Origin of the sequence: Curtobacterium sp. VKM Ac-2861, from assembly GCF_013204965.1 — a bacterium.
Lineage (GTDB): Bacteria > Actinomycetota > Actinomycetes > Actinomycetales > Microbacteriaceae > Curtobacterium.
Map to the genome: position 1 here is coordinate 177,844 of NZ_JABMLA010000007.1, position 22,901 is coordinate 200,744.

25 protein-coding genes and 1 pseudogene are annotated in these 22,901 nt (G+C 65.9%); 10 read left to right on the forward strand and 16 right to left on the reverse strand.

Going from position 1 to position 22,901, the window contains the following annotated elements:
- Positions 1-84: 84 nt before the first annotated feature.
- Positions 85-546: a hypothetical protein gene (locus HQQ88_RS17225; RefSeq protein ID WP_173170507.1), complete on the forward strand. Its 462-nt coding sequence runs from the start codon at positions 85-87 to the stop codon at positions 544-546.
- Between the two features lie 227 nt (positions 547-773).
- Here the strand turns inward: HQQ88_RS17225 and HQQ88_RS17230 are convergent, their stop codons facing one another.
- Positions 774-1,535, reverse strand: a complete 762-nt coding sequence (locus HQQ88_RS17230) for a hypothetical protein (protein ID WP_173170509.1) — start codon at positions 1,533-1,535, stop codon at positions 774-776.
- A gap of 95 nt (positions 1,536-1,630) precedes the next feature.
- On the opposite strand from HQQ88_RS17230, the gene HQQ88_RS17235 reads away from it, so the two are divergent.
- The gene (locus HQQ88_RS17235; RefSeq protein WP_173170511.1) at positions 1,631-2,665 is read left to right on the forward strand and encodes a hypothetical protein; all 1,035 of its coding nucleotides are present in this window, start codon (positions 1,631-1,633) and stop codon (positions 2,663-2,665) included.
- 399 nt (positions 2,666-3,064) lie between these two features.
- Here the strand turns inward: HQQ88_RS17235 and HQQ88_RS17240 are convergent, their stop codons facing one another.
- The 3 genes from HQQ88_RS17240 to HQQ88_RS17250 all read right to left on the reverse strand — a co-directional run bounded on the left by HQQ88_RS17240 (position 3,065) and on the right by HQQ88_RS17250 (position 5,366).
- The gene (locus tag HQQ88_RS17240; RefSeq protein WP_367917046.1) at positions 3,065-3,784 is read right to left on the reverse strand and encodes a hypothetical protein; all 720 of its coding nucleotides are present in this window, start codon (positions 3,782-3,784) and stop codon (positions 3,065-3,067) included.
- A gap of 173 nt (positions 3,785-3,957) precedes the next feature.
- Positions 3,958-4,359 (reverse strand): hypothetical protein, encoded by a 402-nt coding sequence (locus HQQ88_RS17245; protein WP_173170513.1) that lies wholly within the window; start codon positions 4,357-4,359, stop codon positions 3,958-3,960.
- Between the two features lie 254 nt (positions 4,360-4,613).
- Positions 4,614-5,366 carry a YfbU family protein gene (locus HQQ88_RS17250; protein WP_173170517.1) on the reverse strand — a complete coding sequence of 251 codons (753 nt, stop codon included), beginning with the start codon at positions 5,364-5,366 and terminating at the stop codon, positions 4,614-4,616.
- 192 nt (positions 5,367-5,558) lie between these two features.
- On the opposite strand from HQQ88_RS17250, the gene HQQ88_RS17255 reads away from it, so the two are divergent.
- A complete protein-coding gene (locus tag HQQ88_RS17255) occupies positions 5,559-5,834 on the forward strand; it encodes a hypothetical protein (RefSeq protein WP_173170519.1) in 276 nt (91 codons plus the stop codon).
- Between the two features lie 16 nt (positions 5,835-5,850).
- On the opposite strand, the gene HQQ88_RS20250 is transcribed toward HQQ88_RS17255, so the two are convergent.
- The 3 genes from HQQ88_RS20250 to HQQ88_RS17270 form a co-directional block, all read right to left on the reverse strand.
- A complete protein-coding gene (locus tag HQQ88_RS20250) occupies positions 5,851-6,063 on the reverse strand; it encodes a histone-like nucleoid-structuring protein Lsr2 (protein ID WP_173170522.1) in 213 nt (70 codons plus the stop codon).
- 163 nt (positions 6,064-6,226) lie between these two features.
- Positions 6,227-6,979 (reverse strand): RES domain-containing protein, encoded by a 753-nt coding sequence (locus HQQ88_RS17265; RefSeq protein WP_173170525.1) that lies wholly within the window; start codon positions 6,977-6,979, stop codon positions 6,227-6,229.
- Complete coding sequence (locus tag HQQ88_RS17270) at positions 6,976-7,353, reverse strand: hypothetical protein (protein WP_173170527.1); 378 nt, start codon at positions 7,351-7,353, stop codon at positions 6,976-6,978. The genes HQQ88_RS17265 and HQQ88_RS17270 overlap by 4 nt, the downstream gene beginning before the upstream one ends.
- Before the next feature lie 198 nt (positions 7,354-7,551).
- On the opposite strand from HQQ88_RS17270, the gene HQQ88_RS20255 reads away from it, so the two are divergent.
- Positions 7,552-8,301, forward strand: coding sequence for a DUF4145 domain-containing protein (locus HQQ88_RS20255; RefSeq protein WP_173170529.1), 750 nt, complete (start codon positions 7,552-7,554; stop codon positions 8,299-8,301).
- Between the two features lie 89 nt (positions 8,302-8,390).
- On the opposite strand, the gene HQQ88_RS17280 is transcribed toward HQQ88_RS20255, so the two are convergent.
- The 4 genes and pseudogenes from HQQ88_RS17280 to HQQ88_RS17295 form a co-directional block, all read right to left on the reverse strand.
- Complete coding sequence (locus HQQ88_RS17280; protein WP_173170531.1) at positions 8,391-9,200, reverse strand: hypothetical protein; 810 nt, start codon at positions 9,198-9,200, stop codon at positions 8,391-8,393.
- Between the two features lies 1 nt (position 9,201).
- On the reverse strand, positions 9,202-9,774 hold the full coding sequence (locus tag HQQ88_RS19705; RefSeq protein ID WP_254067197.1) for a hypothetical protein: 573 nt from the start codon (positions 9,772-9,774) through the stop codon (positions 9,202-9,204).
- 47 nt (positions 9,775-9,821) lie between these two features.
- A pseudogene (locus HQQ88_RS20260) lies at positions 9,822-10,382 on the reverse strand (AAA family ATPase); the annotation flags it as partial.
- 135 nt (positions 10,383-10,517) lie between these two features.
- The gene (locus HQQ88_RS17295) at positions 10,518-10,751 is read right to left on the reverse strand and encodes a hypothetical protein (protein ID WP_173170537.1); all 234 of its coding nucleotides are present in this window, start codon (positions 10,749-10,751) and stop codon (positions 10,518-10,520) included.
- A gap of 838 nt (positions 10,752-11,589) precedes the next feature.
- On the opposite strand from HQQ88_RS17295, the gene HQQ88_RS20265 reads away from it, so the two are divergent.
- Both HQQ88_RS20265 and HQQ88_RS17305 read left to right on the forward strand, forming a co-directional pair.
- Positions 11,590-12,336 (forward strand): TIGR02391 family protein, encoded by a 747-nt coding sequence (locus tag HQQ88_RS20265; protein ID WP_367917047.1) that lies wholly within the window; start codon positions 11,590-11,592, stop codon positions 12,334-12,336.
- Positions 12,337-12,474: 138 nt separating this feature from the next.
- Entirely contained in the window at positions 12,475-14,316 is a 1,842-nt protein-coding gene (locus tag HQQ88_RS17305; RefSeq protein WP_173170539.1) for a hypothetical protein, read from the forward strand.
- A gap of 251 nt (positions 14,317-14,567) precedes the next feature.
- Here the strand turns inward: HQQ88_RS17305 and nrdF are convergent, their stop codons facing one another.
- The 4 genes from nrdF to nrdH form a co-directional block, all read right to left on the reverse strand.
- Positions 14,568-15,569 (reverse strand): class 1b ribonucleoside-diphosphate reductase subunit beta, encoded by a 1,002-nt coding sequence (gene nrdF, locus HQQ88_RS17310; protein WP_111086559.1) that lies wholly within the window; start codon positions 15,567-15,569, stop codon positions 14,568-14,570.
- 94 nt (positions 15,570-15,663) lie between these two features.
- Positions 15,664-17,769, reverse strand: coding sequence for a class 1b ribonucleoside-diphosphate reductase subunit alpha (gene nrdE, locus HQQ88_RS17315; protein WP_123939379.1), 2,106 nt, complete (start codon positions 17,767-17,769; stop codon positions 15,664-15,666).
- Positions 17,770-17,786: 17 nt separating this feature from the next.
- On the reverse strand, positions 17,787-18,203 hold the full coding sequence (gene nrdI, locus HQQ88_RS17320) for a class Ib ribonucleoside-diphosphate reductase assembly flavoprotein NrdI (protein ID WP_071291227.1): 417 nt from the start codon (positions 18,201-18,203) through the stop codon (positions 17,787-17,789).
- Positions 18,204-18,313: 110 nt separating this feature from the next.
- Positions 18,314-18,547 (reverse strand): glutaredoxin-like protein NrdH, encoded by a 234-nt coding sequence (gene nrdH / locus HQQ88_RS17325; protein ID WP_017886897.1) that lies wholly within the window; start codon positions 18,545-18,547, stop codon positions 18,314-18,316.
- A gap of 333 nt (positions 18,548-18,880) precedes the next feature.
- On the opposite strand from nrdH, the gene HQQ88_RS17330 reads away from it, so the two are divergent.
- From HQQ88_RS17330 to HQQ88_RS17340, 3 genes are all read left to right on the forward strand, one after another.
- Positions 18,881-20,086 carry an MFS transporter gene (locus HQQ88_RS17330; RefSeq protein ID WP_123673613.1) on the forward strand — a complete coding sequence of 402 codons (1,206 nt, stop codon included), beginning with the start codon at positions 18,881-18,883 and terminating at the stop codon, positions 20,084-20,086.
- A gap of 196 nt (positions 20,087-20,282) precedes the next feature.
- The gene (locus tag HQQ88_RS17335) at positions 20,283-21,101 is read left to right on the forward strand and encodes an aldo/keto reductase (protein WP_173170541.1); all 819 of its coding nucleotides are present in this window, start codon (positions 20,283-20,285) and stop codon (positions 21,099-21,101) included.
- A 34-nt stretch (positions 21,102-21,135) separates the two neighbouring features.
- Positions 21,136-21,708, forward strand: a complete 573-nt coding sequence (locus HQQ88_RS17340; protein WP_123341236.1) for a hypothetical protein — start codon at positions 21,136-21,138, stop codon at positions 21,706-21,708.
- On the opposite strand, the gene HQQ88_RS17345 is transcribed toward HQQ88_RS17340, so the two are convergent.
- Complete coding sequence (locus tag HQQ88_RS17345) at positions 21,705-21,956, reverse strand: hypothetical protein (protein WP_173170543.1); 252 nt, start codon at positions 21,954-21,956, stop codon at positions 21,705-21,707. The two genes, HQQ88_RS17340 and HQQ88_RS17345, sit on opposite strands and share 4 nt — an antisense overlap.
- A 105-nt stretch (positions 21,957-22,061) precedes the next feature.
- Between HQQ88_RS17345 and HQQ88_RS17350 the strand changes: the two genes are divergently transcribed.
- Positions 22,062-22,892, forward strand: coding sequence for a LysM peptidoglycan-binding domain-containing protein (locus tag HQQ88_RS17350; protein WP_173170545.1), 831 nt, complete (start codon positions 22,062-22,064; stop codon positions 22,890-22,892).
- Positions 22,893-22,901: the final 9 nt, after the last annotated feature.

Here is a 22,901-nt window from a genome sequence, read left to right on the forward strand (position 1 = left end):
GACTGGGACGGTGCCTGCGGCACCACGGGCACACACCGCCCGGATCCTTCGCGTGCCAACGACCACGCCCAGTAGGGTCGCGTCATGCGCACCAGGGTTGCTTCGCCAGGGGATCCGTACCTCAACCGCGTCGGTGAGCTCGCGTACGCGGTCACTTCCCTCGAGGGGACGCTGATCTTCGACATCCCCAGGCTCGCGTCGACCATCCCAGCGGGAACGTTGGACGTGGCTGCGCTTCAAGGTGAATCGGCAGGGACCATCGCGCGGCTCTTCAGGGAAGCGGCGATCGTCGTCACGGACGAGCGCACCAAGAAGTACTTCGCGCACGGTGGTCGGTCACTCAACGAGGTCGCGACGCTTCGGAACGATGTTCTGCATGCGCGTCCGGCAACCGTCTCCGGCAAGCAGCGGCTGCATCGAACTCGGAAATCTGGCGCGTCGTTCCCGATTGATGACGTATGGCTGGATGCCGCGCTCGATGCGGTTCAGGTTGAACTTGACGCGGTCAACGCGGTCCGCCCGAGCTTCGCGGACTTCCCTGCCTAAACCCCCCTCGAGGTCCTCTCGAAGGTGCTCGTAGGAACGGTCGAATCCGTCGCCGCCGAATCCTCCAGAGCGCTCCAGGCACCAGTCGTCAGCCTGGGGGCTGGTCCACCCCCAGGAGCGTGCCCACGCACGAGCGGTTTCGTAGGACTCGGCGTGTACATCCGTCACTACGGCAGCTCGCTGACATCCGGACACGTCGCAGACGATGGCGACCGCGGGCAGTGCGCTCACGATCGCGTCGCTCTGTGGATCACACCGTCCGGGGTGATCCGCGCTGGCGTGTACGCACCCTGACGTGCCGGAGCGGCGAGCTGCTGCCCCGGCTCGAATGCGGACGGCCACCATGCCGGCACCCAGGCTGGCGCTGCGGAACCCCGGACCCACGGGGCGCTGCCCGCGCCGAGGGCGGAGTACTTCGTCTGGCCAGACTCGCGGATCCACCCGGCGACCTCATAGACACGCTCGATCTTCCCGTCGACGGCGAGAACAAGTGGGTGCGCTTGCGCTCGGACCTCGGCGCCGACCGCCCAGTATCGGCGGTCGGCTTGCTCCCGCTCCGCCGGAGTGGTATCCCCATACACGCGTCCGTCCGGCTGCACCCACTGCCGGTCCCGACGCCACACGGTCGGCACCCACCGCGTCACGAGTCGCTCGTACGGCGGGTAGAGCATCCGGCCGGTGAACCCGTCGGCGTGCGCCAGCAGCGCGTCGCCCGGCCACTCCGAGATCAAGTGCAGTCGCCGCGGCAGCGCGGCCGGACTCGTGCCCGACGGCTCCGAGGTGATCTTCGAGACTCGGGGCTGGGAGATGCCGGCAACGGCCGCGATCATCGACTGCGCGATCCCATCCGCGGCCGCGTTGCGTTGCGCCTCCTCGAGGAGCGTCTGCACCTCGCCCTCGAGCGCCCGGAGCCGATGCACCAGTCCCGCCGCGATCGACACGTCCGCCAGTCGGCTCTGGATGTGCTCGTCCCGGTCGCTCGCGCTCATGGCGCGAGACCACCAGTACTCCCCTATCTCATAACCACGGTGACCGATAATCCCCATTATGTTCGTACGTGTTTTGATGCGGCTAATCTCTGGGAATGGACTCACCCTCTGAACGGGTCGGACGTGCGATCGATGACGCGCTCACAGCCACTGCCGCGAACGCGCCAGCGAGCGTGATCACACGGGCCGCCCTCCGTGTCGCAATGCTCCGACAGGACGCCGTCGCGGAGTTCTGGTTGCGCATGGAGGTGCAGGGAGTCGACGACTCCACCCAAGACCGCAACCGGGCGCTACTCGCGCGGCTCACTGCCCAGATTGGAGCTGAGGATGCCCAGAAGGAGTGGGCGATCGCGGCGAAGTCATTCGAGGTACGACGCAGGATGAAGCTCGACGACAAGGAGACCTTCCTGTTCCCGTCTGTCGCGAGCCTTGAGTCGTCGCTCGCCTCCCTGGTCACCATCCACGATGACGAGATCCCCGAGGGCATGACACCACTCGACACCGGATTGGCCTTCCTCGACCGCCGGAAGTTGCGCGCGAGCCTGACGATGCCTGTCTCGGAACGCCGAAGCATGCTCGAACGAATCAAGGATGCCGCGTACACCTACGTCCTCGACGCCGAGGCGCAGATTCTCGTAGGCGAGGCAGTCCCAGACTCCGTCGCGAGGGGGCGAGCGTTCGTCGAGACGGAGCTCGCGAGGGTTGCCCCGTCCGCGCTTGAGGCACTGCGGGCCGCGGAAACTCGTTCTGTTGACGACGAGCAGGAGGCCGCCAGCCAGGCCGCAACTTCGTGTCGCCGCGCCATCAAAGCCCTGGCAGATGCGCTCTACCCGCCTGGACCTCCCGTTGCAGGCGAAGACGGCGTGACCCGCTCGATGGACGACGATCACTACCGGAACAGGCTCACGACCTGGGTGCACGAGAGGAAGGGGCGCTCAACCCATGCAGACCTGCTCGCGTCCAACCTCGTCACGCTGGGTACCCGCCTGAAGTCGCTCGACGACTTGGCGAGCAAGGGCGTGCACGCAGACCTTTCACGGGCCGAGGTGGAGTCGTGCGTCTCATGGGTTTACATGCTCGCAGCGGATCTCCTCCGCGTGGAAGTCCAGTCCACCGCTCCAGTGGAGTGACCTGATTGCAAACAATGTGCTTGCACCCTGCTTGCGGAATGCAAGCATTGACACACTGAGCCTCGCAGTTAGTCGCGAATCCGCGGTAGAGTGGCCAGTGTTCGGGAATTACCTGGATACAGAACCGCCCCGGCGATGCCGGGGCGGTCTGTCCTGCACAACCCGCTGACCATCGAACTTGCCGTCTCACCGTCAGCGGAGAGGTCTTTATGACCAGGCACTTCGCCGTGTCCATGCGGATGCGCGTCCATCGCGTTGTCCGTGTTCGTATCGAGTCTACCGCGGATGAAAAAGTTACGCCAGCGCGTAAAAGCTCTGCGGTAGCTATTTCGTTTATCCCTTTCGTGTTGACGACGATGCTTACGACGTTCCAGTTGTGGGACCACGTATCGTCCGCCATCACGACAGTGTTCTAAACGAAGCAGAACGAACGGCCCGTCTCGCGCTTTCCGCTTTCGGGTCACCGGGCAGACGTCGCCGGAATAGGAGCAGGTCGGTGACGGCTTCCGTGCCAGCGGAGCGGCGGAACGCGCCCGAGGGCAGCCGAACAGCGCCGACAAGGTCGGCCATCTGGTTCATCTCCCGCCGGGCGGCCGGGTTCGCAGCGTCCAGGGTGAAGTGGCTCGTCAGCACGGCGACCATGCCGCCGGGCCGGGTGAGGGCGAGAGACTTGATGATGAAGTGGTTGTGGATCGAGTGCCCGCCGGAGTTGTGCGCCGGGTCGTGGAGGGCCACGTTCGCGAACGGGACGTTCCCGACGACGGCGTCGAAGTGCCCAGTCGGGAACCGGGTGTCTGCGAACGACTCCGCCCGCACCTCCGCGCCCGGGTAGAGGTGCCGGGAGATCCCGGCGGTGGTCCTGCCGAGCTCGACACCGGTCATCGCCGCGGTAGCCGGGGCCATGCCGATGAAGATGCCGGCGCCGGAGCCCGGTTCGAGGACTCTCCCTCCGGTGAACCCGAGTCGGTCTAGCGCCGACCAGACCGTCCGCACGTAGGCGGGGTCCGTGTAGTGGGCGTTGATCGTGGTGCGCCGCGCCTGCGCGTACGCGTCGTCGTCGAGCAGCTGCCGGAGCTGTGCCCGTTCGGTCGCCCATCCGAGCTTGGTGTCGTCGAACACCTCGGGCAGCGCACCCCAGCTCGACCACCGCGCGAGCTGCTGCTGCTCTGCCGTCGTCGCGGGTCGCTGCTCACGATCGAGAGTGCGAGCGGTGAGGATCGCGGTGACGTTCGCGTCGAACCGGGCCTTCTGCCCCGACGGAGCAAGGTCTTCCTGCGACGTCGGCCGGAACGCTACCGGTACAGGCCCTGCAACCGAGTCAGCTCCGCCGTGAACTCCTCCGTCGCCAGCTCGCCCCGTCGCGCCTGCAGGATCGCGATCAACTCGTCGACCCGCTCCCGGCTCGGCAGATCGCCCTCCAACTCCCCAGACACCGGCAGGTACTCCTCCAGAGCCTCCGCCATCGCGGCGTCCTCCGCCTGCAGCCGGATCGAGTTCAACCGTCCGACCCGCTCGAGGTACGTCTCGCCCGCCGGCACATTCTGGGCCTCCAGGAGCGAGGCGACCTGATCGGTCTGCGCCGCGATCCGCTCCCCCAAGTCCTCGAACACCGTCTCCGGGTCCCCGGTCTGCCGGAACCGATCCAGCGCCTCCGCGTGCACGCGCTGCATCGCGAGACTCCCGTACTTGTTCATCAACATGCTCCTTCGTGCTCTCCCCGCCGATGGGCTCGTCGGCGGCAGTGGTGATCGCGGTGGACGCGTCGCCGCGGCTGAGTCCCCAGAGATCAAACAGGGGAATCTGGTCAGCGGGAATCGGGTGGCGGTGACGCGGCGCCATGCGAGGTCCTTCTACAACCGGCGGACCCCGCCGTTCGGGGCCCGCTGTGAGTGGGGCACCCGTTCTCCGTGTCGTATCGCCGAGTACGACACGGGTCTACACAACCTCGCTAGGCGTTGAGGACCTCAGCGAGCTCGTCCGGTGTCAGGTCGAAGGAACCATCGCCGAACGCACCAGCGCGAATCTTCTCGCGCCAGATGGGGGTGAATGCTTCCAGCATTCGCTTGTACGAACGCAACCAGGTGTGGTGCGAGTTGCCGCCGTCGTAGGGCGTCCCGTCCGCGAACCGATCCGCCAAGTCGACCCACTTCCCCTGATCGACGACCAGGTGCTGTGCGTAGCTGAGCAGGCGGCTCTCATAGTCGTCGTTGGCGTCGAACCCGCGGAAGACTGCGCTGTTGTGCGACCGCGCCTCCACCGCCTTGCGCTCCTCGTCGTCAAGACGCTTCATCGACGTCTCGAGAGCACGGAACATGTCGAGGATGTCCATGACGAGCCCGCTGTCGCGTCGCGGCAGCTCGGCGTAGATCGCAGTAAAGAGCTGCGGGTACTCCCCTGTCCACCCGTACTCGAGGACCTTGGCGCGCTCAAGCTCCCACCCGGCGCCATCAGGGTCCGCGGCGAGCTGTCGCGCGTGGATGCGGTGCAGCATCGCGAGGGTGTGACGTTCGACCGTGCTGAGTCGCTCCGGAACGGGCGCCTGACCCGATCGATCGACTTCGTCACGGTCGTCGCCGCGTTCAAGACTCGCGAGAAGCACTTCCCTGGAGTGCTCCCCGATCTTCAGGCCGTGTTCGCGCGCAATGGATTCCAGGCTGTCGTACGCCCCGTCAGGGACACGTGTGGTGATGACTTTGCTCATGCGAAACAATGTAACGCATACATGTATACATCCGCAAGGGGAGTTGTCGCTGGTGAAGGCAGCCGCACTCACGGACGTTCGTCCGTAGCCTGGACAGCGACGAGGAGGTGCCCGGGTGACGATGACAACGCGTGTGCTCTACAGCAACGTGAAGCCGCACGCCTCGAAGACCTCCACGGACCCGAGCACGGCGTGCTCGGGCTGCCCGTGAACGTGTACTGGGGCCCGAACCCGGTCGTCGACTTGGACACCGATGACGGCATCGAGAAGGCCTACCAGTCGGTGATCCAGGAAGGTCGCGTCGAGGACCTCATCGCGATCCTCCACCCGGCACGCCTCCGCGCCATCTGGGCAGACCTGCTGATCCCGGGCCGTGCTCGCACCGAGTGGGAGTCCCGCTTCCCGGCCCTGGCCGCGGGAGCAAGGACACCACCAAGCTGCAACGACAGATCACCCACGCCGCCCTAACGCTGGGCCCTCAATATCAGCGGCGTTCTACCCGCGGGAGTTGGGTCGTTGTGTATCGGGCTCGCCGGACCGCCGCGATGTATGGCGCAAACGTGGCGCGTAGGCGCGCCCGGCCCTGCGGCGTCAAATCGATCTCGTAGTCCACGCCATCGAAGCTGAACCGCACCGGCTGACCGTCGGGCAACGACTCCCCCGTGAGGTCATCTACCCGTTCAACCCGCAACGCCACCCTGCGAACCTAATCGACCGCGGAACTGCAAGGCGACGTCGGGGACGAGCAGCCCTGCCCGCGAGCTCTTCGCCACTCTAGTTGCCGCACGGCGGCACGCGAACGCTGTGGATGGACTCCTTGTGAAACTTCCCACGTATGGTCCGGCGCACAGGCCGGGCCTTCAGAACGCGCGAATGCCGAACCGTCGAGTGACTGTGACCAAGTCCGGGTCGCGCACTTCGATCGGGGCCGTGTTTGTGACTGCGAGGTGTCCGTGTGCACGGTCTAGCCAGATCGCTCGACACCAGGATTCACCGTGCTTGCTCCCGAAGTGGATGCCCATCGGGTGGGTGCCGTCGTCGAGGCGAGCGTCGTGGACGATGTCCGCGATCGCAGTTGTGAGCGCGCGATCTTCACCACGCAACCCGGCCGTGGTGAAGGTGTCGTAGCCGCCGACGAGCAGCTGCGTTTGAAGGCTCGGCTCGAGCGCACTGATCGAGTCGGGGTGCTCGATGTCCACGAACCAGCCCGTCGACGGGTGCTGGATCTGGAGCACGGTGCGATCGTCTCGCCAGGAACGCGGGAGCGCCCCGGTCTGCATGAAGGTCCGCTCCTCCCACTCAGCGCCAACCTCGGCAAGAAACTCTTCAAGGGTGAGACTCATCGCTGCTGCGTCCGCCTCGAGAGCGCTGCCGGTCCCGAGAGGCAACTTGAAGCCGGCTAACACCTCGGCGAGAGCCCCTGTGCGAAGGGCTGCCGTGTAGAGCGTGCTGGTGTCGACAGCGTCGTAGCGGCCCCAGCTGGAGCGTTCGGTTTCGTGTCGGAGCGGAGCTGAAATCTCGGGGTACGTGTTTTTCGCCACACGGTGCCCAATATCGCCGGTACATGGGATCAGGCGCAGGCCGGTCGAGGTGCAAGTGCGCGCGTCTCTCACGCGTCGACGGTGCCATCGATGAACGACTGGACGGCGCGGCCGAGCTGAGCTGCGTCATCTTCACGGACTGCAGTGAGGGGGGTGCGTTCGCCGAGGAAGGGGTTGGCGCCGATGAACCAGGCGCGGGCAACGTGAGCGCCCTCATGCTCGGCAACGAGGCTCCAAAGACGGGCCAGCAGGCGCAGCCGCCGCTCAAAATCAGCGCCTGGGCGGGGGCCGTCGTCCTTTGCCCATTTGAACGGAAGCTTGCGGTCCTTGCTTCCGGTCGCCGCCGCAATGAGGGTAGGACCAAGCACAGCGTTGAGCTCGCGGACAAGTTCGTGGATGTCGAGCCGAGTGACGCGACCGTGCTGCACCTCTGTTGCGACCGTCATGACACCAGTATTACACCCTTCCAATTGGCTCTGCCAGGGCAGGTTGTCAGGGGGCGCGGTCCAGGTAAGCGCGCAAGTCATCGTCCGCGTTCCCAGCTGCGCATCGGTAACGACCCCGCAGAGCCCGATGTCTTCGCCGAACGATCATCGTTCCGAGGCGCGAGTCCTATCGTCGGTGACTACTCGTAGTCTGAGGGCGTGACCGACCCTCGCTTCCAAAAGTCATCCTTCGTCTGCCCGCACTGCGGTGTGCTTTCGCAGCACCATTGGTCGCAAACCTTCACCCGTGGTGTAGGGAACGCTGTGCAGTCGATGAATGAGCGCCCAAAACGCAGCGTGGATTTTCCCCCCGCGTGGTCGGCTTCCCGATGCACGGTCGAGTCCTGCCAGCGGTACTGCTTGTGGCTCGGCGATGAGCTGAAGTACCCCGCTAACGGGTCCTCCGCGCTTCCGCTGCCAGCGGCGGCGATGCCGGCGGAAGTCCGTGATCTCTATGAAGAGGCTGCACTGGTCTTCGGGGTGTCCCGACGTGCGGGCGCCGCGCTCGCGCGAGCCACGCTCGAGGCGCTGCTGCGTCACGTGGACCCGAACGCCGGCAAAGCGAACCTCGATGAGCGGATGGCGCGCATGGAAGGCCGGCTCTCGACGACCCTTTGGGACACCTTGGATCTCGTCCGCCACGTCGGCAACAAGGCGCTCCACGTCTCAGGAGCACCCGACGAAGCTGTGATCCTGGTGCTCGACGAAGCGGACAGCGACGTAGGGCCCGCACTGTTCGAGATCATCAACGACGTCGTCGACGAGACGATCGTGAAGGAGCAGAAGCGGGCACGCCTGGCCAATCTGATTCCATCAAGCGTGCGCGACGGCGTTGAGCGAGTCCGTAATCGTGTCCGAGACACCACCTCGATCGGCGAACCATCGGAACAGAACCCGCCAGCGAGCTGACGACGCCTCGTCCATCGGGCTAGGGCGCCGGCGCGACAACAACCTCGCAGCACGATCGGCAAGCCTTCAGCTGCCGCGACCGGGGCACGCTAGTTCAGGGTCGGCGATTCGCCCGAGTCGCCCGCTTCCCACGGCGGCAGCGATGACACGTCGGCTGCCCGCGCCCGGCGCGCGGTCCGCCCGTTCGCTTCGGTGCGGCGGATGGGTTCGGGCTGGCCGTTCCGGAGGCGCTGCTCGGTGACGCCGTCGTCGATGCGGGCCATGACCTTCCGGTACGACCTCGACAGCTTCGCCTGCTGCGCGCCGTCCTGCTCGAGTGCGGTGGCGAGCCGCTCGCGGGCGCCAGCGAGCTTGCCGCGTTCGGCAGGTTCGACGGGGCGACCCGCGTGCCGGTTCGCGTCGTCGCGGGAGGCGAGCTCGGCGAGGCGTTGGTCGAGCTTGACCAGGGTCCGCTCACGCTGGCCGATCCGATCGACGACCTTCTCGAGCGCGTTCCGCGCATCGTGCTGCACGGCCCGCTCGGACTGCAGGCGGTCGTCGATGTCGGCGACGTGCCCCCATGGGCGGTCCTGCCATGGTGCCGGCACGTCCGGCTCTCCCGGCGCCCGGGCGGCGGTGTCGAGTTCCGCCTGCGCGGCGGTCCGGCCATCGGCGATGGTGGTTTCGGGGATGCCACGAGTGATGGTGTCGATCAGCTGCGCGCGGGCGTCGTCGAAGGTGCCGGCGATGTGGATGGACTCGTTGTGGAACTTCCCACGCGTGTTCCCGACGTACAGGCCTGCCGCGTCGACGCCGGGGCCGGTGTAGGCATCGTCGGTGGTTTCGCCCTGGATGCCCGACGCGTACGCCAGGTGCAGGTGCAGGTGCTTCGCCGCGTAGTCCGCGTCGATCTTCCGCACGTCACCGGAAACCCCCCGCCGCACGCATCGTCAGACTGCCGTCGCGGTGGATCTTCGCGACCGTCCACAAGGCGCGGTTCTCCACGTCCAGGTCGCGGTCGTTCTTCCTGGTCTGCACGACGTCGCCGACGTGCACGGCCTGCTCGTGTTGCCCAAACCCGGTGCGGGACGAGTTGACGGTGATCTGGCTGCGGCGGATGCGTTCGGCCTGGATGGCTTCGTTGACCGCCTGCGCGGTCTCGTTCGTGCCGGTCACGAGCGCGATGCTCTTCCGGCGGCCGGTGACGTCGAAGTGCTTCTCCACCATCCGGTCGCGCACCTCCTGCTCGTTCGCGGCCAGCGACACGTGGCCGCCGGCAACGAGCTCGTCGACGATGCCGGCGGCGGTGTCCGTCGTCGCGGCCCACAGCCGGAGGGTGAGGTCCGCGTAGGCAGTGTCCGGCCTCGAGGGGTCGGCCTTGTCGCGGAACCGGTGCACGGTGGACAGCTCCACGGTGGCGGAGGCGCGCCTCGCGAGCATGGCCATCGCGCCGGCATGGCCGACGGGCATCGCCTGGTACTGGTCCCCGACCATCGGATCCCAGCGCCGGTCTCCCGCGCGACGACGGCGAGGGCATGGGCGGCGTCGAGGTCGACCATGGACGCTTCGTCGACGACGATCCGGTCCCCCGCACGCAGCGGGAACGACCGGCCGTACTCGAACGCGTCCTTGACGCTCGGCTTCCACTGCTTCTCCGGTCGGCGCGACCAGATGGTGCGTCCGGTACGGCGGTCCGTGTCCCACTGGAAGCCGTAGTCCATCGGCAGCCGGTGCAGCGATGACCCGGTCGTGCCGATCTCCCGGCTGGCCACGGACGCGGCCTTCTTCGTCGGCGCGACGACGACCATCTGCCGGCCCTGCTCTTCCAGGGCGCGACGGGCGACCTTCAGCAGGGTGGTCTTCCCGGCGCCGGCGGGTCCGATGACCGCGACGAGCCGGTCCGTCCCCGCGACCGCGGCCGCCGCGTTCGCCTGCCCGGCGTCCAACGACTTGCCCGTGTCGAGCTCCTTCGCCGCTGCCGTGGCCAACGGCCGGTCATCGAGCGCCCGGCCGGGTCCGTGGAGGGTGTCCTGCGGCTCGAGCCCGCTGTATCGAACCATCCGAGAGGCGACATCCGGTACCGGTCCCTCCATCGAACGCATTGCCTACGCGTGCTCCAACCCGCGGTGCGCGCACGCCGACGAGCGCGCTAACGGGATGGGTGGGCGCAGTAGAAGGGCTCTCCCTGGTCTCTCGATAGCCGATTCGCAAACGGACGGGTCCGTGTAGGTGCGTTCTCAGTACTCGAGCGTGGGCCACTCCTGCAGTCGTGAGAAGCGTGGACGCGAGGGGATCGGCTCGTCGTCTTCCATGACGCGGAGCTCGGTGAGCACTGTGATCTGACCGACGTCGTACGAGCGGTGTGCGACTCCGTCGCGCTCGTCGACGACCATCGTCGTGCGTTGCGCAGGGTCGAACTCGTGCTCAAACGTGAACAGCAGCCAGTGCTCCTTGATCCGCTGGACGAGCATCGGTGAATAGCTCGCGGGCGCCCCCCACAGGAGAAGCAGCTCCGGAGTGAGCAGTCGAACAGGAGGGGCCACTGTGCCGCTACGCGCGAAACTCACCTCGGACGGGCCGTCAACAGAATGAAGCACGCCCTCCGCATAGCGGTCCCGATGCGAGTCCCCCTGCCGGTCAAACATCCAACTTTGGTCGCGCTCGTCAACAACCGCTTGGAACTGCCACGGGCGTTCACGACCGTCCCGTCGCACACTAACGCCGCGCGCGAGCCGGCGTCTTGGGAGTCGGAGGGCAGCGACCTCAGTTCGGAGCGTAGGGACGTCGGCCTCGGTCAGGACAGTATCGAAACGCACCTCGTCAGTGTGGCCGATCCGCATCGCGCAGCGTGCAGCGTGCGGGGAAGTTCCCGCTAACCGATCGTCTAACGGACGTCGGTGTCCTCTGGCGCATCTCCGCGACGGCGGATAGCTCGGAGAACCGCTCTCCAGCTGGCGAGGTACACCACGAGGCCGATTGCTATCGCGATCGTTGCGGGGCGCCGACGAGCACGAGTACCAGCGCTGCGGAGAGCGCTGCCAGAAGAGCGCCGACGAGAAGTAGGGTCTGGAAGTTGCGCAGCCGCCGCTCGGCTCTGGTCGCTCGCATGTTTCGAATCTAACGAAAGCGTCCGTCAGCCTATCGGCTACCGGACAGAGGACGGGTCCGGGCTATTGGGCAACCGATTTCCACTCTCGGAGACTGAGACAGAATGGGTGCAGGGTCAGGACAGCGCTCAACATGATCGAGACTACTGCAGGTAAGTTCGTGCTCCGGCATGCTGTCGCTCGTCGCCGATACAGTGATGCCGTGCCACAGACCATCGACCCCGAATGGGCCCGCGAACGTCTCGAATGGTGGGTTGAACGGACTACGTCTGGCCGATCGACGAGTGCCAGTGGAGGTCTTGTCTCGTGGGTCTCGGCGGGTCCGGTACTGACGGACCTCCGCCGAAACGAACATCAGATCCAGTCCATCCTGCGCGTGATTCTCAGCCGGAACAGCGTCTCGACGCTTTTGTCTCCATTTGGTACACAGGGCCACGTGCATGTGAATGCCGGAGTTGAGCGGGTGCAGTACGCGATCGGCGTGCTCGAAACGTCCGCGGACACACGAGCTCATATCCGCGGCACGGAAGCTCCCACCATGTCCGCGGATGCGTTGCACGAAGACGTCTGGCGAGCAGCCTCAAAATTGTGGGGCGATGGACACTTCTCCAAAGCTGTCCAGCGTCCCGCGACGTTCCTCAACGCGGACGTGCAAGCGCGTGTAAGCCGCTCCGATGTCTCGGATCAGCCGCTTATGGTGCAGGCTTTCTCGCTTGCTGCCCCCGAGCCAGGCAAACCCAGATTGCGGTGGCCAGGTGAAGACACGAACCTGACCGTGAAGGCGATGCGAACCGGCTTGCTCAACTTCAGCCAGGGTGTATTCGCCGCGATCCGAAACCCTGCCACACACAGCACCGAGGAGCTGCCGAAGCAGATCGCGCTCGAGCAGCTAGCGACCCTCAGTACTCTCGCCCGGTGGATAGATCGCTGCGAACTCATCACCGCGTGAGCGCGAGTGACCGGTGCGATCCTCCGCGAATCTCGATCTCGGTCCGCCGAATGAACGGCCCGTGGTCTTCCACCGCGGCGCATGTGCCAGCATAGTCGTATCCGCTCCCTCCCGACGAGAGATGGTTAACGACTGCAGATGACGAACGACTATGCGGAGTCTGCTGCGGCCGACGCGCTGGAAAGACTTGCCCTAAGCGTTGACGAGGCCTGCACGACTGGTGAGGATCCTTGGTCGGCGCTCCAGCAGTTGGGTACTCTGCGTCAGGGGAGTGAGGAAGTAAGCGAGCTGCTGTCATACGCGGAGCGCGCTCTTGCGTACGAGTTCGAGGAATTGACTGGCGCTTGGGGTGAAGTGACTCTCGGGCGCAGGTTCTCCTCAGCTACGGGGGACTGGCCGCCGGCTTTTGACCAGGTGGGCGACGCGGAGAAGCGATGCTGGAGCGGACTCGCTGAGCGAGTGCGCTCGCCGCTTGCACTCGCACATTTCAAAGACCTCACGCTTCAGACGGGCGCAGCGCAGGGCCGTGAGAGGGCTCTGGAAGTCATTGACCTGTACTTGCAGCTCTCGAGGGTCGAGAGCCTCGATAACTACTACCGCGCGTCCTGCCTGCGAAGAGCCTGGACCCTTGCGCGGCGTTTTGGGCTCGGAGATCACGAAGAAGCGGCGCGACACGCGCTATTCGATTTCAGCGGCGCTGCAACACGAGTTTGGAACGCAAGCCCTGCTGTGATCTTCCGCGCTTTGGAGCCGCTCGCGGTTGCACCGCGACGAGGCGCATTCGTCGATCCCTCGAGGGCTGAGGTGCTGGACTTGCTTGCTCTCGTAGAAGCGGCCCATCCCGCCGACGTAACGACTCTTGAGGCCGTCTTCCAGGCACGTGAAGCGGGCGCTTTGGGAGATCCAGATCGGGAACTGGCACGTCGGAGACTCGTAAGCGGCTACATGCAGATTGCCGCGGTGACGGAAGGGTTGGTGAAGCAGCACTGGCTGCACACGGCGGCGCAGGCTGCTCAGCGCTTCGGGCTGACGGACCTTCGGAGGGAAGCCGTCAGCCTCCTTCAATCCATCGACCTCTCCGAACTCGGGCTCCGGTCGGTGAGCCATGAGGTGCTCATGCCCCGGTACGCGTTCGACGCCCGGCTGGGGCAATATCGGAAGAGCAGGGATGCTGAAACTGCGCTCGCACTCTGGCTGACGACGCCGGCCCCGACTGGGAGCTACGAGCGCAACTCGGCATCTGTCGCTCGCCAAGGCCTTGGTCTACTTGACCTCGTTTCGAGGTCGATCCTGGACCAATATGGACTTCCAGTCCGCACCTCGACCGGGCCCGAGAGTGGAAGGTCTGAAGCCCTGGAACGTCTCGAGTCCGCAACAAGTGCATCCCAAGCGATCCTTCTCGCTCGCGAACTGCTAGCTATCGGTAGAGAGTACGGCCCGATAGCGGAGACGCACGTGGTCGCGACGTTGGTGTCTCGTTTCGGGTCGGACCATAGACTTACGGCATCTTGGCTCTCGGCGTTGTGCAGCTTCTGGGATGGGCGCCCCGGAGACTCGGCTCGAGCTGCTTTTCCGTTGATTGAAGCAGCGACGAGAGGTTTACTTCTATCCCTTGGGGATCCGCTGTACCGCATCGAAACCGGTGCGGCCGGCGGGAGGTTCCCTAGTCTTGAGACCTACGCGGATCACCTCGAGCAGCACGACTTCGACCAGGACTGGCTCAGGACAATCCGTGGACCTATTTCAGACCTAAGGAATGCGTTGGCGCACGGGCACCTACTCGATCCCAGCGCGGAGGACGCAGCGCTGCTGCTTCGCGTCGCGGGCCTTCTCGTCGCGATAAGCCCGCCTGACTCGACCACGGTAGATCAGAACGAGGTCGTTGCACGCCTTCGAGACCCGGTCAAGGTAGCGGCGCGGTCAGCACGTCTTCGGAGACGATGGCGGCTCGTCTGGGTTTCGGCCAAGGCCGCCGATTGACCAACAGTCACCTAGGCCCGCCCCGACCGTACGGAGTGACGTTCGGGTGTCCCACCCGCTTCGATTGGTGCCTTGTCGCTGGCCTCAATAGCCGGTCGACCATCGAACGAACTGCTCCACGCTTCAGCAGGTAGATGAGCTCTGTCTCACATAGCCCGTCCGCGCTCGACTTCGTTGACGGGGGGCGACATACGGACATAAGAACGCCCCGCCAGCCGAAGCCAGCGGGGCGTTCCCCGGTCGAGCGGAACCTAGAAGTCCCAGTCCTCATCCTCGGTCTTCTCCGCCTTGCCGATGACGTACGACGACCCCGACCCCGAGAAGAAGTCGTGGTTCTCGTCCGCGTTCGGCGACAGGGCCGACAGGATCGCCGGGTTCACGTCCGTCGTCTCCTTGGGGAACATCGGCTCGTAGCCCAGGTTCATCAGCGCCTTGTTCGCGTTGTAGTGCAGGAACTTCTTGACGTCCTCGGTCAGCCCGACCTGGTCGTAGAGGTCCTGCGTGTACTGCACCTCGTTCTCGTAGAGCTCGAACAGCAGGTTGAACGTGTAGTCCTTGATTTCCTGCTTGCGCTCTTCCGATGCGCCCTCGAGGCCCTTCTGGAACTTGTACCCGATGTAGTACCCGTGGACGGCTTCGTCACGGATGATCAGGCGGATCAGGTCAGCCGTGTTGGTGAGCTTGGCGCGCGAGGACCAGTACATCGGCAGGTAGAAGCCGGAGTAGAACAGGAACGACTCGAGCAGCGTCGAGGCGACCTTGCGCTTCAGGGGGTCGTCACCGGTGTAGTAGTCGAGGACGATCTGGGCCTTCTTCTGCAGGTTCACGTTCTCGGTGGACCAGCGGAAGGCGTCGTCGATCTCGGGCGTCGACGCCAGGGTCGAGAAGATCGACGAGTAGCTCTTCGCGTGCACCGACTCCATGAACGCGATGTTCGTGTAGACGGCTTCTTCGTGCGGGGTGATCGCGTCGGGGATCAGGCTGATCGCGCCGACGGTGCCCTGGATGGTGTCGAGCAGCGTCAGGCCGGTGAAGACCCGCATGGTGAGCTGCTGCTCTGCCGGCGTCAGCGTGTTCCACGACTGCACGTCGTTCGACAGCGGCACCTTCTCGGGCAGCCAGAAGTTGTTGACCAGCCGGTTCCAGACCTCGACGTCCTTGTCGTCCTGGATGCGGTTCCAGTTGATGGCACTGACCGAGCTGATCAGCGGGATGGACTTGCCCGTGGCGTGGACCGGGTCGGTGAGGGTCATGGGATTGTCTTCCGGATTCGAGATGGTGATCTGATGACGGACTGGAGGCGCGGGGCGGGGCCCGCCCCGCGCCTCCAGGAAGAGAGCAGCAGCTCTACAGCATGCAGCTGACGCAACCCTCGACCTCCGTGCCCTCCAGCGCGAGCTGGCGGAGACGGATGTAGTAGATCGTTTTGATGCCCTTGCGCCATGCGTAGATCTGCGCCTTGTTGATGTCACGCGTGGTGGCGGTGTCCTTGAAGAACAGCGTCAGGGACAGGCCCTGGTCCACGTGCTGCGTCGCAGCGGCGTACGTGTCGATGATCTTCTCGGCACCGATCTCGTACGCGTCCTGGTAGTAGTCCAGGTTGTCGTTCGTCATGAACGGCGCCGGGTAGTAGACGCGGCCGAGCTTGCCTTCCTTGCGGATCTCGATCTTCGACGCGATCGGGTGGATCGACGACGTCGAGTGGTTGATGTACGAGATCGAACCGGTCGGCGGGACGGCCTGCAGGTTCTGGTTGTAGATGCCGTGCTCCTGGACAGACGCCTTCAGCGCCTTCCAGTCCTCCTGCGTCGGGATGGTGATGTTCGCGTTGTCGAACAGCGAGGCGACACGAGCGGTCGCGGGGGTCCACGCCTGGTCGGTGTACTTGTCGAAGAACTCACCCGACGCGTACTTCGAGTCGCGGAACCCGTCGAAGGTCTCGCCGGTCTCGATGGCGATGTTGTTCGAGGCGCGCAGGGCGTGGAACAGCACCGTGTAGAAGTAGATGTTCGTGAAGTCGATGCCCTCTTCGGAGCCGTAGTAGACGCGCTCACGAGCGAGGTAGCCGTGCAGGTTCATCTGGCCGAGGCCGATGGCGTGCGACTTGTCGTTGCCGTCCTCGACGGAACGCACCGAGGCGATGTGCGACATCTGCGACACGGACGTCAGACCACGGATCGCGGTCTCGATGGTCTTGCCGAAGTCCGGCGAGTCCATCGTCAGCGCGATGTTCAGCGACCCGAGGTTGCAGGAGATGTCCTTGCCGATCTCCTTGTAGGACAGGTCCTCGTTGAAGGTCGTCGGGGTGTTGACCTGCAGGATCTCGGAGCACAGGTTGGACATGTTGATCCGACCCTTGATCGGGTTGGCCTTGTTCACCGTGTCCTCGAACACGATGTACGGGTAGCCAGACTCGAACTGGATCTCGGCGATGGTCGTGAAGAAGTCACGCGCCTTGATCTTCGTCTTCTTGATGCGCGAGTCGTCGACCATCGCGCGGTAGTTCTCGGAGATCGGGACGTCACCGAAGGGGACGCCGTAGACCTTCTCGACGTCGTACGGCGAGAACAGGTACATGTCCTCGTTGTTCTTCGCGAGTTCGAACGTGATGTCCGGCACGACGACGCCGAGGGACAGCGTCTTGATGCGGATCTTCTCGTCGGCGTTCTCGCGCTTGGTGTCGAGGAACTTCATGATGTCCGGGTGGTGGGCGCTGAGGTAGACCGCACCGGCACCCTGACGCGCACCGAGCTGGTTCGCGTAGGAGAAGGAGTCTTCCAGCAGCTTCATCACGGGGATGATGCCCGAGGACTGGTTCTCGATCTGCTTGATCGGGGCGCCGGCCTCGCGGATGTTGGAGAGGAGCAGGGCCACGCCGCCGCCGCGCTTCGAGAGCTGCAGCGAGGAGTTGATGCCGCGCGAGATCGACTCCATGTTGTCCTCGATGCGGAGCAGGAAGCAGGAGACGAGCTCGCCGCGCTGTGCCTTCGCCGTGTTGAGGAACGTGGGGGTCGCGGGCTGGAAGCGGCCGGCGACGATCTCTTCGACCAGGTCGATGGCGAGCTGCTCGTTGCCCTGGGCCAGGCCGAGGGCGGTCATGACGACGCGGTCCTCGAAACGCTCGAGGTAGCGCTTGCCGTCGAACGTCTTGAGCGTGTAGCTCGTGTAGTACTTGAACGCACCGAGGAACGTCTGGAACCGGAACTTCTTCGAGTACGCCAGGTCGTTGAGTCGCTGGATGAAGTCCAGCGAGTACATGTCGATCGTGGCTTTTTCGTAGTACTCGTTCTCGACCAGGTAGTCGAGCCGCTCCTTCAGGTTGTGGAAGAAGACGGTGTTCTGGTTGACGTGCTGCAGGAAGAACTGCTTGGCGGCCTCACGATCCTTGTCGAACTGGATGTTCCCGTCCGCGTCGTAGAGGTTGAGCATCGCGTTGAGGGAGTGGTAGTCCATCCCCGTCTGCGGCGACGTCAGATCGACGTCTGCAACTGCTGCGTCCAAAATGCATCCAATCCTGAGTTGACCGCCGACACGTCGTCAGGGGTCCCGAAGAGTTCGAATCTGTAGAGAAGGGGGACGTTGCACTTCCGCGCGATGACGTCCCCGGCCAGGCCGTAGGCCTCGCCGAAGTTCGTGTTGCCGCCGACGACCACACCGCGGATGAGCGAGCGGTTGTGCGCGTCGTTGAGGAACTTGATGACCTGCTTGGGGACCGCACCCTCGCCGTTGCCGCCACCGTAGGTGGGCAGGAACAGGACGTAGGGCTCGTCCACGTGGAGGAAGGGTTCGCTCGGGTAGAGCGGGATCCGGTCCGCGTCGCGGCCGAGCTTCTCGACGAAGCGCGCGGTGTACCCGGACACGCTCGAGAAGTAGACCAATCGGCTCATGGCGCGCTCCTCGGTGGAAGGTGCGGACAGACGGACCGGGGGTGTCCTGTGGGCGGCGATCCGGGCCTCCTGAGCGGGTCCGGGGTGACCGTCCACAGGACGGGAGGCGACTACGCCAGTTCGGCGCTGAGCGTCGCGATCTTGTCGGGGCGGAAGCCCGACCAGTGGTCGTCGTCCGTGACGACGACGGGGGCCTGCATGTAGCCCAGGCTCTTGACGTGCTCGAGGGCTGCCTCGTCGGTGGAGACGTCGTGCACTTCGTACTCGATGCCCTTGTTGTCGAGGGCCCGGTACGTCGCTGTGCACTGGACGCAGGACGGCTTGGTGTAGACGGTGACGGCCATGTTCTCCCCTGGTTTCTGGGCCTGATTCCAGGTCCGAAGTTCGTGTGCGGTGCTGAGGACGACGCTACTACATGTTGTGCCCGGCGGACCCGTCGACCACAAGAGAAAGTGTTACACGCCTGTAGTTTCCACAACCCGATCCACAGACTGTGGATTCCCGGAGGCCCGGTTTTCCGCCACTCTCGCACCCACCACCGACACTCTCCACAAGCTGTGGACGGAAGTTCTCGACACCTCCCGTCGGCGTGTCTGAGAACGGTGTCGACGAGGACCTCCTCCACACCTCCCCCGGACGGGTGACACCCCGATCCGTCCGGTCCGTACACTCGTCTCGTGAGCACGTACGGCCCCCTCCTGAAGACCCCCGGCGTGGGTCGTGTCATCGCTGCACAGCTCACCGCGCGCTTCCCGTTCGGGATGCTCTCGCTGGCCTACCTGCTGCACGTCGAGCACGTCTTCCACTCCTACGGCGCCGCCGGCCTGGTGCTCGCGACGACGAGTGTCGGGCAGGCACTGGCCGGCCCGCTCACCAGCCGCTGGATGGGCAGCTGGGGCATGCGCCCCGTCCTCATCCTGACGAGCATCGTCGCGCTCGTGAGCATGGGGGTCATCGGCTTCGTGCTCATGCCGCTCTGGGGCTACGTTGTGGTCGGGTTCCTCGGCGGCCTCGCGGTCCCGCCCGTGCAGCCGGCGGTCCGCACCATCTACCCCAAGATGGTGACCTCGTCGCAGCTCACCCCCTTGTTCTCGCTCGACGCCAGTGCCCAAGAACTGATCTGGGTCGCCGGCCCGGTCATCACCACGTTCGTCGCGACCCAGGTCGGCACGGTCGAGGCGATCGTCGTCGCCATGGTCTTCCTGGTGGTCGGCGGCATCTGGTTCATCGCCTCCCCCGAGCTCGGACGCGTCCGCATCCCCCGCTCGAAGCGGGCGTTCGGCGTGGTGCTGAAGCGGCCGTCGGTCGTCGTCGCCACCCTGACCGGTCTGCTGCTCATCGGGGCGTGCGCCGCGGTCGAGGCCAGCGTCACCAGCGTCTTCGGCGAGGGCAGCCCGAACGCCGGCATCGTCCTGGCCGTGTTCGCGGTCGGGTCCCTGTTCGGCGGCCTGGCCTTCGGCCACCGTCCGATCTCCCCCAACACCCTGTGGACGCGCATGGCGATCGTCTTCGTCGGTCTCGCGCTCGCCCTGGGCGGCACGAACTTCTGGTGGCTCTGCATCGCCCTCGTGATCGCGGGCATCGGCATCGCGCCGGCACTCGCGGTGATGTTCGGCTCGGTCTCCGCCACCGTCAAGTTCTCCGACACCGCCGAGGCCTACGGCTGGATGGGGACCGGTCAGCTCATCGGCGCCGCGGGCGGTTCCGCGGTCGCCGGCTTCCTGATCGACAGCAGTGGCCCGGTGGGCGGCTTCACGGTCGGTGCGGTCATGGCCGGGGTGGGCGTCGTCGTCGCACTGGGGGCGAAGCGCTGGCTGCCCGACCTGCGCGGCCGTGACGCCAGCCCCATCCCCGACACCGAGCCGGTGGTCCTGCCGACCTGAGCGCGGGCGCGGGCTTTCGGCGGCGTACTTGGTCGAATCGGGCGTACCTGGTCGAAAGTTCTGACCAGGTACGCCCGTTTGCGTTTGCGATCGCGGCCGGTATGGGAAGGAACGTGCGTCCGGCAGACGGGTCGCGTTCTCCACAGATGGCCGGGAGGCCCGGCGCGCGCCCGCCACGCACCGGCAGGATGGGTGCATGGTCAGTTCACTTCCCCTGCGCGACGGCGCCGCGATCCCCGCGATCGGGTTCGGCGTCTACAAGGTCGACGACACCGAGGCCGAGACGGCGGTCGGTCTCGCGCTCGACGCCGGCTACCGGCACGTCGACACGGCCGAGATGTACGGCAACGAGACCGGCGTCGGGAAGGCGATCCGGGCCTCCCGGCTCGACCGTGACGACGTCTTCGTGACGACCAAGGTGTGGAACGACCACCAGGGGCGCGACGCGACCCTGCGGGCGTTCGACGGCAGCCTCGAGCGGCTGGGGCTCGACGCGGTCGACCTGTACCTGATCCACTGGCCGGCCGCGGCGAACGACCGCTACGTCGACACCTGGCGCGCGCTCGTCGAACTGCGCGACTCCGGGCGTGCTCGGAGCATCGGGGTCTCGAACTTCCAGGTGCCGCACCTGCAGCGGCTCGTCGACGAGACGGGTGAGGTCCCGGCGCTCAACCAGGTCGAGCGGCACCCGTGGCTCCCGCAGCGCGAGCTCATGGAGTTCCACCAGCAGCACGACATCGTCACCGGAGCGTGGTCACCACTCGGTCGCGGTCGACTGATCGACGAACCGGTCCTCACCGGCATCGCGGACGCCCACGGGGTGAGCGTCGCGCAGGTCCTCGTGCGGTGGAACGTGCAGCAGGGGGTCGTGGTGCTGCCGAAGTCGGTGACGCCGTCGCGGATCCGGTCGAACCTCGATGTCGACGGCTTCGTGCTCAGCGACGACGAGCTCGCGGCGATCGCCACGCTCGAGTCCGGGCAGCGGACGGGTTCGCACCCCGACTCGGTGTCGTGACGCGGAGCGTGTGTGACGGCGTAGGTTCTTCGGGGTGAACGATCCTCAGCAGACCGCCCGTGAGCACCTCGGACCCGATGAGCACCTCTACTGGGCCGGCTCGAGCGACCCGGCGAAGCTCTTCACGGGGCGGGACGGCTTCCTCATCCCGTTCTCGCTGTTCTGGACCGGCTTCATCCTGTTCGCAGTCCTCGACGTCGTGCGGAACGGATACCTCGGCGTGGGCGCGATCATCCCGATCGTCTTGTCGCTGGTCGGCCTGCACCTCGTGTTCGGGCGCTTCATCGTGAAGGCCCACCGCAAACGCACGACCGTCTACGCCGTCACCGACCGCCGCGCGCTGATCATCAGGCCGAACACCACCCGCGAGGTCCCGGTGGGGCGCACCGATCGCACCATCACCTGGACCGGGGGCCGACGGCACTGTTCGGTGGAGTGGAACACCGGCGATCCGAGCGGAGTGGCGGCGTTCTTCGCCGGCGGAGCGACCGCCAAGATCTACGCGAACACCGGACTCGACGGGCTGTTCGGACCGCAGGTGTTCGCGTTCTGGGACGTCCGCGACGGCGAGGAACTCGTCCGCGAACTGGACCGGGTGTCCCGCTAGCCCCGGCGGTCCTCCTCCGACTGCCACGGCAGGTGCAGGTCGCCCGGCGCAGGCTCCACGTCGCCGGCGTCATCCGCGCCGCCCGTTCCCGGTGCGGCGGTGATCTTGGACGTGTCGATTCCGTCTGCCTCGAGTTCGGCTTCGCTGCGCTGGTTCGTCTGCGACGCCTCGGTCTCCCGCTCGCTCGACGGGCTGTACGCAGTGTCGGTCGAGTCGGGATCCGGCGTCTCCGGGATGCTGTCGCTCATGACCCGGACGGTAGTCCGTGTGCCCCGAGTACCAGTTCGGTCACGGCGGTCGATCGGGCCGGACCCCGGCGGTACGCTCCCTGCCGTGGGGGAACGATGACACGGATGCGGACCGCGGCGAGCGCGGTCATCGGTACGGCGATGGTGGGGCTGCTGCTGACGGGCTGCACGGCGTTCGGCGGGGACGACACCCTGCCGAAGCCGATCCGACAGGCCACCGAGCGGACGGCGGAGCCGATCCCCGATCCGACGCTCACGACCGAGCAAGTCGACGGGGAACCTGACGAGGTCGAGCAGGTCCTGCCCACGGGCACGATCGCGGCGGAGACCGACGTCACGTCCCCGAGCGGTGACACGAGCATCCACGTGCGCATCGTGGCGAACGACGAGGGTACGTTCACCGCGCAGCTGTCCGGCTACCGCACGACCAACCCGCAGCAGATGAGCCTGCAGTTCCGGCACCGGACCGCCAGCCCGCTCGATGGCGGTGACGCCTCGGCGCGGGACACGACCGAGTGGACCGCCGCCTCCGGGCCGCCGAAGACCGTGGTCATGAACGACGCCGGTGCACGACCGGACTACTTGCGCAGCGTCGTCCTCGTCCCTGCCTCGGTGCCGGACGAAGACCCCGCGAAGCGTCCGTGGGTCGGATCGGTGCTCGCCGCCGGCGCCCTGGAGTGGAAGATCCCGAACCCGTACCCGGACCTGCGCATCACCGTGGGCAAGGACCGACCAGGGGCGTACGGCATCGTCACGGACGCCGACGGACGACCGGCCGACTACCTGGTGGCGCACGGCGACGAGCTGACCACGGTCGCGCAGCGGTTCGGCATCACGCCGGCCGAGGTGCAGTGGCTCAACCCGTACATGGAGACCCGCGCCGACGACTGGTTGCTCGAGGGCAGCACGCTGAACCTCGACCCTGCGCGCCGCTGACCTCGGCGC